At 76.5% G+C, this 8,112-nt stretch carries 7 protein-coding genes; 3 read left to right on the top strand and 4 right to left on the bottom strand.

The window, feature by feature from the left end; genetic code table 11:
* Positions 1–17: 17 nt before the first annotated feature.
* The gene (locus ACRYR7_RS22715) at positions 18–1,262 is read right to left on the bottom strand and encodes a glycoside hydrolase family 127 protein (protein ID WP_432574392.1); all 1,245 of its coding nucleotides are present in this window, start codon (positions 1,260–1,262) and stop codon (positions 18–20) included.
* 156 nt (positions 1,263–1,418) lie between these two features.
* Here ACRYR7_RS22715 and ACRYR7_RS22710 point away from each other — a divergent pair, with 156 nt between their 5' ends.
* Positions 1,419–2,420 (top strand): LacI family DNA-binding transcriptional regulator, encoded by a 1,002-nt coding sequence (locus ACRYR7_RS22710; protein ID WP_432574390.1) that lies wholly within the window; start codon positions 1,419–1,421, stop codon positions 2,418–2,420.
* A 51-nt stretch (positions 2,421–2,471) separates the two neighbouring features.
* Here the strand turns inward: ACRYR7_RS22710 and ACRYR7_RS22705 are convergent, their stop codons facing one another.
* The 3 genes from ACRYR7_RS22705 to ACRYR7_RS22695 all read right to left on the bottom strand — a co-directional run bounded on the left by ACRYR7_RS22705 (position 2,472) and on the right by ACRYR7_RS22695 (position 5,016).
* Positions 2,472–2,942, bottom strand: a complete 471-nt coding sequence (locus ACRYR7_RS22705; protein ID WP_432574389.1) for an OsmC family protein — start codon at positions 2,940–2,942, stop codon at positions 2,472–2,474.
* A gap of 93 nt (positions 2,943–3,035) precedes the next feature.
* Positions 3,036–3,611, bottom strand: a complete 576-nt coding sequence (locus ACRYR7_RS22700) for a DUF1802 family protein (RefSeq protein ID WP_432574388.1) — start codon at positions 3,609–3,611, stop codon at positions 3,036–3,038.
* A 10-nt stretch (positions 3,612–3,621) separates the two neighbouring features.
* On the bottom strand, positions 3,622–5,016 hold the full coding sequence (locus ACRYR7_RS22695; RefSeq protein WP_432574393.1) for an FAD-binding oxidoreductase: 1,395 nt from the start codon (positions 5,014–5,016) through the stop codon (positions 3,622–3,624).
* 199 nt (positions 5,017–5,215) lie between these two features.
* Here ACRYR7_RS22695 and ACRYR7_RS22690 point away from each other — a divergent pair, with 199 nt between their 5' ends.
* Positions 5,216–6,760 (top strand): GGDEF domain-containing protein, encoded by a 1,545-nt coding sequence (locus ACRYR7_RS22690; RefSeq protein ID WP_432574386.1) that lies wholly within the window; start codon positions 5,216–5,218, stop codon positions 6,758–6,760.
* Positions 6,757–8,112 (top strand): GGDEF domain-containing protein (locus tag ACRYR7_RS22685; protein ID WP_432574384.1); only part of this gene is annotated, 1,356 nt, incomplete at its 3' end. The genes ACRYR7_RS22690 and ACRYR7_RS22685, both read left to right, overlap by 4 nt.

Genomic DNA, 8,112 nt, shown 5'->3' with positions numbered 1-8,112 from the left:
CGCCCGGACGCGGCGCGTCAGCCCCCGGGCGGGGGGGGCCCGGGCCCCGCCCCCCGCCCCGCCCCCCCCCCCGCGCGCCCCCCCGCGGCGCCCCCCCCCCCCCCCCCCACCTGCAGCGGATTGACGTAGAAGTACTCGGTGCCGGCCAGGGAGACCCCGGGCAGGAAGGCGTTGTAGAGGGTGCGCTCGACGAGGTCGGCGTAGCGGGCCTCGCCGGTGGACAGCAGCATCCGCCAGGACCACTGCACGCTGCCGATGGCCGCGCAGCTCTCGGCGTAGGCGCGGTCCGGGGAGAGCTCGTAGTGGTCGCCGAACTGCTCGAAGTCCCAGCGCGAGCCGATGCCGCCGGTGACGTAGGTCTTCGAGGCGAGCATGCCCTCCCACTGCCGGGCCAGCGCGGCGAGCAGGTCCGCGTCGGCGGTCTCGGCCGCGACGTCGGCGGCGCCGGCGGTGAGGTACACCGCGCGCACGGCGTGGCCCTCGGGGCTGGTCGCCTCCCGCACCGGCACGCGGTCGGAGAAGTAGGTGGGCTCCTTGCCGTGGCGCTCGACGATGCCGTGGCCGCGCGCGTCGACGAACCACAGCGCCAGGTCCAGGTAGTCGCGGTTCCCGGTCTCCCGGTACAGCTCCACCAGGCCCATCTCGACGACCGGGTGGCCGTCGACGTCCTCGGTCCTGCCGGGCCCGAAGGTGGCGACGAGGTGGTCGGCGAGCTTGACGGCGACGTCGAGCAGCCCGGTCTCGCCGGTGCCGCGGTGGATCGCCACGGCGGCCTGGAACAGGTGCCCGGCGCAGTAGTGCTCGTGGCTCCAGGGCAGGTCGACGTAGCGGGCGCCGCCCCCGCGGACCTGCTGCACGGAGTCGAGGTAGCCGTCGGGCGCCTGGGCGGCGGCGACGACCTCGGTGATCTCGCGGATCCAGCCGAGCAGCTCCTCGTCGGGCTCGCGGCCGTGCTCCCAGCCGGCGGCCTCGAGCCACTTGTAGACGTCGGAGTCCATGAAGATCGGCCCGCGCACCTCGCCGGTGGCGGTGCCGGCGGCGATGCGCAGGTTCTGCAGGTTGCCGGCGCTCTGCAGCTTCTCGTAGCCGGTGCGGATCGCCTGGCGGCGGTTGGCCTCCTGGCGCTCGCGCCAGAAGCCGCCGGTGATGCGCGAAGCGCCCGAGGGCACCGGCCGCAGCGCCACCGCCGCCTCGGCGGTGGGGGCGGCCGGTGCGACGGCCGCGGGGGCCGTGGCGGTGGTGGGGGACGCGGTGGTGGTCATCAGCTCTCCGTCGAGTGGTCCGCGGCGACCGCCGGAAAAGGCGGAACACGTTTTCTGCGGTGGACGCTACGAGCCGCACCCCTCCCCGTCAAGGGCGGTACAGTCCTGCTCCCGGCCCGTGGAACGCGAGTGCCGGCGACGACGAGGAGGCGCGGCATGACGGAAACGAGCGTTCCGGCGCGGATCGTCGACGTCGCGGCCCTGGCCGGCGTCTCCCCCGGCACCGCCTCCAAGGCCCTCAACGGCACCGGCCAGCTGCGCGCCGAGACCCGCGAGCGCGTGCGCCGCGCCGCCGAGCAGCTCGGCTTCACCCCTGACGCGCTGGGCCGCGGGCTGTCCTCCGGGCGCACCTACACCGTGGGGCTGATCACCACCGACAGCTTCGGGCGCTTCTCCATCCCCGTCATGCTCGGCGCGGAGAACACCCTGGGCGCCGGGGAGGTGGTCGTGCTGCTGTGCGACAGCCGCGACGACCCCCTGCGCGAGCAGCACTACCTGCGCACCCTGCTGGCCCGCCGCGTCGACGGGATCATCGTCACCGGCCGGCGCACCGAGCCGCGCCCGCCGGTGGCCGCCGCCGGCCGCGTGCCCGTCGTGTACGCCTTCACCCCCTCGCAGGACCCCGCCGACACCAGCCTCGTCGTGGACCAGGCCGGCGGGGCCGCCGCCGCCGTGCGCCACGTGCTGGACCTGGGCCGGCGCCGCCTGGCGCACGTGACCGGCCCGGCCGACCACCACGCCGCCGTCGTGCGCCGCGACGCCGCCGTCGCCGAGGCCGGCGACCACCTCGTCGCCGGGCCCCTGCACGGGGACTGGAGCGAGCGGTGGGGCCGGCTGGCCGCCGACCTGCTGCTGCGCCGCCACCCCGACGTCGACGCGATCACCTGCGGCAGCGACCAGATCGCCCGCGGCGTGTGCGACGGGCTGCGCGACGCCGGCCGCCGCGTCCCGCAGGACGTGGCCGTCGTCGGCTTCGACGACTGGGACGTCATCGCCCTGGCCAGCCGCCCGCCGCTGACGACCGTGGCCCTGGGCCTGGAGGCGATGGGCCGGCGCGCCGGGGAGCTGCTGCTGGAGGCCGTCGCCGGCCGCGGCGCGCCCGGCACGACGGTGATGCCCACCCGCCTGGTGGTGCGCGAGTCCACGCTCGGGGCGTGAGCGCGGGCGGCCGCGCGGCGCGGGGTCGGCCCGCGCCGGGCGGCGCCGGGGTCAGCCCGCCGCGAGCGGCGCCGCGGTCCACGCGCTGGAGAACCCCAGCCCGCTGCGCTTGACCATCTGCGTCACCGGGCAGCGCCGCTCGGTCTCGGCGCTGAGGCGCTCGAACTGCTCGGGGGTGGCGTCGGTCTCCACCGTCACGCTGACGCTGACGCTGTCGAAGTTCGCGTTGCCCTGCGCGCCGCCGGCGATGACCGAGGGGTCCAGGTCGCCCTGCACGCGGAACGTCCAGCGGCCCAGCGCGACGCCGAGGTCCTTGGCGACGAGGCTGCCGGTGACCTGGTTGCACGAGGTCAGCGCGCCCAGGACGTAGCTCAGCGGGCTGGGCGCGGCGTCCTGCCCGCCGAAGGACGGGTAGGTGTCGGCGTGGAACACGTGCTGGTGCTCCCCGGCCACGGTGACCTGCTGGGCGACACCGCTGCCGGCGGCCTCCACCACGAACGGGACGGTCTTCTTCACTGCCACGCGGTCCTCCCGGTCCTGGGCGCACGGGGTCGCACGCCTGCCCGGAGCGTAGGTGCCCGCCCCGCCGGGCGCGTGCGGGACCGCCCGTCCGGCTCAGCCCACGCGCTCGCGCACGGCGGCCTCGACCGCCGCCAGGTGCTCCTCGCCGTGCACCGCGCGGCCCGCGCCGGGCGGCCAGGGCACCTCCAGGTCGAGCCAGCTGGTGCACCCGCGGTGCTCGGGGCGGCGCACCAGGCGCACCGGCTCGGGCAGCTCCACGGCGCGCACCACCAGGGCGGTGAGCTGGTGGCGGGGCCGGAAGTCCACGCGGGAGGAGCGCACCGAGGCGGAGGTCCACACGTGCAGGTCCTCCAGCTCCTCCACCCGCTCGGGGCGGGCCACGGGCACCACGGCCACGACCTCCGCGCCGGCGCGCACCGTGAGGACCTCGCCGTCCGAGGCGGCGGCGTCCGCGGCACCCAGGGGCAGCAGGTCGCGGTGCTCGGGGCGCACCGACTCGGCGTGGCTGTGCGCGACGGTGGGGAAGAGCACGAAGCGGGAGGCGCCGACGCTGAAGCGCTTCTCGTGGACGCCGCCCTTGCGCAGCAGCAGCGCCTGGCGGCCCTGCAGCAGGGCGTGCGCCACCGCGCCCCACTCCTTCAGGGCGGGGGTGGGGGCGGCGGCGCTCACGGGCGGGGCCTCAGCCGGTGACCAGCTGCAGGCGGCGGGACTGGTCGGAGGCGAACTTGCGCTCGGGGTCGACCGCGTCGCGCACCTTCCGCCAGGCGGGCAGGTCCGGGTACATCTGCGCGAAGCGCTCGGGGGTGGTGCGCGAGTCCTTCGCCAGGTACAGCCGGCCGCCGGCGTCCAGCACCATCTCGTCCAGGCGGTCGCACAGGCGGTCCAGGCCCGGCTTGACCGGCAGGTCCACCGCGAGCGTCCAGCCCTTGCGGGGGAAGGACAGCGGCGCGTCGTTGCCCTCGCCGAAGCGCTTGAGGACGTTCAGGGCGGAGATGTGCCCGGACTCCACGATGGCCTCCATGCTCGCCTTGAGCACGTCGGTGCGGTCCATCGGCACGACGAACTGGTACTGCAGGAAGCCGTGCGGGCCGTAGGCCCGGTTCCAGTCCGCGAACAGGTCGAGCAGGTGGTAGAACTGCGTGATGTTCTGCACCACGCCCTGCTGGGTGTGGGCCTTGCGGTAGTAGAACTCGTTGAGCGCCTTGGCCGTGAGCCGGTTCAGCATCCCGGGCGGGAAGACGTCGGGGAACTTCGCGTACTGCGGCGCGTCGAACTTCAGCGGGTCCTTGCGCAGCTTCGCCGGCAGGTCCTCCAGCTTGGCGGAGGAGCCGCGCAGCAGGAAGCCGCGGCCCATGTGGGCGCCCTTGGTCACCGAGTCGAACCACGTCTTGGAGTACGTGTAGTTCTCGTCGTTCTTCGTCAGGCGCTCGAGCATGTCGTCGAAGTCGGGGGCCTGCTCGACGTCGGCGATGAAGTACGAGGTCTCCACCCGGTCCAGGCGGATCTTCGCGCGCAGCACGACCCCGGTCAGGCCCATGCCGCCGGTGGTCGCCAGGAACAGCTCGCGGTCCGGGCCGTGGGGGGTGAGGGTGCGGACCTGGCCGTCGGCGGTGAGCAGGTCCAGGGACAGCACGTGGCGGGTGAAGGTGCCCTGGGTGTGGTGGTTGCCGCCGTGGATGTCGGCGCCGATGGCGCCGCCGACGGTGACCTGGCGGGTGCCCGGCAGCACCGGCACCCACAGCCCGTGCGGCACGACCGCGCGCAGCAGCTTGTCCAGCGAGCAGCCGGCGTCGACGTCGGCGACGGCGGCGTCCACGTCGATGTCGTGGATGCGGTCCAGCGCCGTCATGTCGATCACCAGGCCGCCGGCGTTCTGGGCGGGGTCGCCGTAGCTGCGGCCCAGGCCGCGGGCGATCACGCCGCGCGGGCCGGCGGTGCGCACCGCCTCGGCGATCGCGTCGAGGTCCTGCGTGCGCAGCACCGTCGCGGTCGTCGGCGCCGTGCGGCCCCACCCCGTCAGGCGGGCGCTCGCGCGGGACGTGCCCCCCGCCGGCTCGGCGGCCGGGCGGTCCAGCACGGAACTCAGGCCAGGGATGCTCACCACGGGCAGGAGCCTAACCCGCACCCCCGACGCGACCGGCCCCGGCGCGACCGGCCCCGCCGTGCGCGGTGCGTGCACGCCGCGTGGCCGCGGCGGCGGACGGGTGCACCCGCCCGCGTGAGATCGCCGCGCGGGGCTCCAGGGGGCCCGCGCCCGCGCCGATCACCGCAGCGTGCACGATCACCAGGGCCTCGGGCCCGCAGCAGGGACCACCCCGGGGCGCGGCCGCGGCGCGCGCGCCGCCGTCGCCGCCACCGTCCTGAGCCTGCCGGCCTCGGCCGCCGTGTGCCTGCTGCGCCCGGGCGACCTGGTCGCCACGACCCTCGCCTACCTCGTGCCCGTCGTCCTGGCCGTCGCCCTGGCCGCCGTCGCGGTGCGCCGCGTGCCCGCGCACCGGCGCCGCCCGTGGTGCTGGCTGCTGGCCGCGCTAGTGCTGTACCTGGCCGGTGAGCTGCTGTTCGCCGCCGTGGCCCTGACCGGGGGCGAGTCGTGGCCCACGCCCGCCGACGCGGTCTACCTGGCCGCGTACGTGCCGGTGACGCTGGGCCTGCTGGGCCTGGACCGCCGCCGCGGCGGCGGGCACCACCGCGGCAACCTGCTGGACGCCTCCATCGTCACCCTCAGCGCCGCCGTCCTCTTCGGCGTGTTCGTCGTGCTGCCCGCGGCCACCGACACCGCCCAGCCGGCGCTGGCCCGGCTGGTGAGCACCGCGTACCCGGTGGCCGACGTGGTCTGGGTGTACCTGCTGGCCCGCATGGTCACCGGCCCCGGCGCGCGCACCACCGCGTTCTGGCTGCTGGCCGCCGGCACCGCCGCCACCCTCGTCGCCGACGTGGGCAACAACCTCCTGCAGCTCGTCGAGGGCACCCTCACCACGCCGGTGTGGATGAACCTGCTGTGGCAGTCCTTCTACGTGCTCTACGCGCTCGCCGCGTGCAGCGACTCCGCGCCGCGCCTGAGCGAGAAGAAGCCGGCCGACAGCGCCCGGGGCCTGACCGCCCCGCGCCTGGTGGCGCTGGCCGTGGCCGCCGTGCTGCCCTCCGCCGTGCTCGTGGGCCTGGCCGTCACCGGCGCGCGCACGCCCACCGCCTGGCTGGCCGCCGGCTCCGTGCTCCTGGTGGGCCTGGTCGTGGCCCGCATCTGGGACCTGCTGCAGCAGGTGCGCAGCCAGGCGGTGCAGCTGGCCGCGCTGGCGCGCACCGACCCCCTGACCGGCGCCGCCAACCGCCGCACCTGGGACCACGAGCTCTCCCGCGCCTGCGCCGCCAGCGCCCGCAGCGGCGAGGGCCTGTACGTGGCGCTGCTGGACCTGGACCGCTTCAAGTCCTTCAACGACACCCGCGGGCACCAGGCCGGCGACGAGCTGCTCAAGGCCGCCACCGCCGCCTGGAGCGAGTCCCTGGGCACCGACGGCTTCCTGGCCCGCTGGGGCGGGGAGGAGTTCGCCGTGCTGCTCGGCTCCGCCGACGAGGCCGGCACCCTGCGCCGCGTCGACGCGCTGCGCGCGGTGGTCCCGCACGGGCAGACGTGCTCGGTGGGCCTGGCCCGCTGGGACGGCGCCGAGGAGCCCGCCGCGGTGCTGCGCCGCGCCGACGAGGCGCTGTACGCGGCCAAGACCGGCGGGCGCGACCGGCTCGTCACCGCGCCCGAGCTGCACCCGCGCCCGGCGCAGCCCGCCGCCGGCCCCGCACCGCGGGGGAGCGGGGCGGCCCGGTGAGCCGCCCGCGGCGCCTGCGCGCCGCCGCGGGCGCCGTCGTGGCGTCCGTGGTGCTGTGCCTGCCGGTGATGCTGCTGCTGCCGCCGGGCTCCGGCCTGGTCAACGCCGTCTACGTGGTGCCGGTGGCCCTGGCCGTCGCGCTGATGGCCGTCGCGGTGCGGCGCGTGCCGGCCGAGCGGCGCCGCCCGTGGCGCTGGCTGCTGGCCGCGCAGGTGACCTACCTCGCCGGGGAGGTCCTGTACGCGGTCGCGGACCTGGCCGGCGTCACCTCCTGGCCGACGCCCGCCGACGCGCTGCACCTGGCCGCGTACGTGCCGGTGACCGTGGGGGTGCTGGCGCTCAACCGCCAGCGCGGCGGTCGCGGGCACCGCGGCGGCCTGCTGGACGCCTCCATCGTCACCCTCAGCGCCGCCGTCCTCTTCGGCGTGTTCGTCGTGCTGCCGGTCGCCACCGACAGCACCCAGCCGGCGCTGGCCCGGCTGGTGAGCACCGTCTACCCGCTGGCCGACGTGCTGTGGGTGTACCTGCTGGCCCGCATGGTCACCGGCCCCGGCGCGCGCACCACCGCGTTCTGGCTGCTGGTCGCCGCCGGGGGCCTGCTGCTCACCGCCGACGTCGGCCTGACGTTCTTCCAGCACCTCACCGGAGGGCTGGGGACGCCGGTGTGGATGAACGTGCTGTGGCAGGCGTGCTACGTGCTGTACGCGCTCGCCGCGTGCTCGGAGTCGGCGCCGCGCCTGAGCGAGAAGAAGCCCGCCGACGGCGCCGCGGGCGGCCTGACCGTGCCGCGCCTGCTCGTGCTGGCCGTGGCCGCCGTGCTGCCCTCGGCCGTGCTGGTGTGGTCCTCGGCCACCGGGCGCGCCACGCCCGAGGTGTGGCTGGGCACCGGCTCGGTGCTGCTGGTCTCGCTGGTCGTGGTGCGCGTGTGGGACCTGCTGCAGCAGGTGCGCAGCCAGGCGGTGCAGCTGGCCGCGCTGGCGCGCACCGACCCCCTGACCGGCGCCGCCAACCGCCGCACCTGGGACCACGAGCTCTCCCGCGCCTGCGCCAGCGCGCAGCGCGGGGGCACGTCCTTCCTCGTCGCCCTGCTGGACCTGGACCGCTTCAAGGCCTTCAACGACAGCCGCGGGCACCAGGCCGGCGACGAGCTGCTGGTGTCGGCCACCGCGGCGTGGACGCGCGCCCTGGGCGCGCGGGGCACCCTGGCCCGCTGGGGCGGGGAGGAGTTCGCCGTGCTGCTGCCGTGGGGGCCCCGCGGGGGGGCCCCGGCCCTGGCGGGGGGCGCGGCCCGGCGGGCGGGGGTCCCCCTGGGGCCGTTCTTCTGGGGGGGCGGGGCGGGGTGGGTCGGGGGC

This window comes from Kineococcus gurbantunggutensis, assembly GCF_050871925.1.
Lineage (GTDB): Bacteria > Actinomycetota > Actinomycetes > Actinomycetales > Kineococcaceae > Kineococcus.
The sequence above is the reverse complement of the archived record's forward strand: the minus strand, read 5'-3'. Positions and strand labels throughout refer to the sequence as shown.

Excerpts from the sequence above, each read along its gene's own strand:
- ACRYR7_RS22715 (WP_432574392.1), bottom strand. The coding sequence starts at position 1,262 with ATGACCACCACCGCGTCCCCCACCACCGCCACGGCCCCCGCGGCCGTC.
- ACRYR7_RS22710 (WP_432574390.1), top strand. The coding sequence starts at position 1,419 with ATGACGGAAACGAGCGTTCCGGCGCGGATCGTCGACGTCGCGGCCCTG.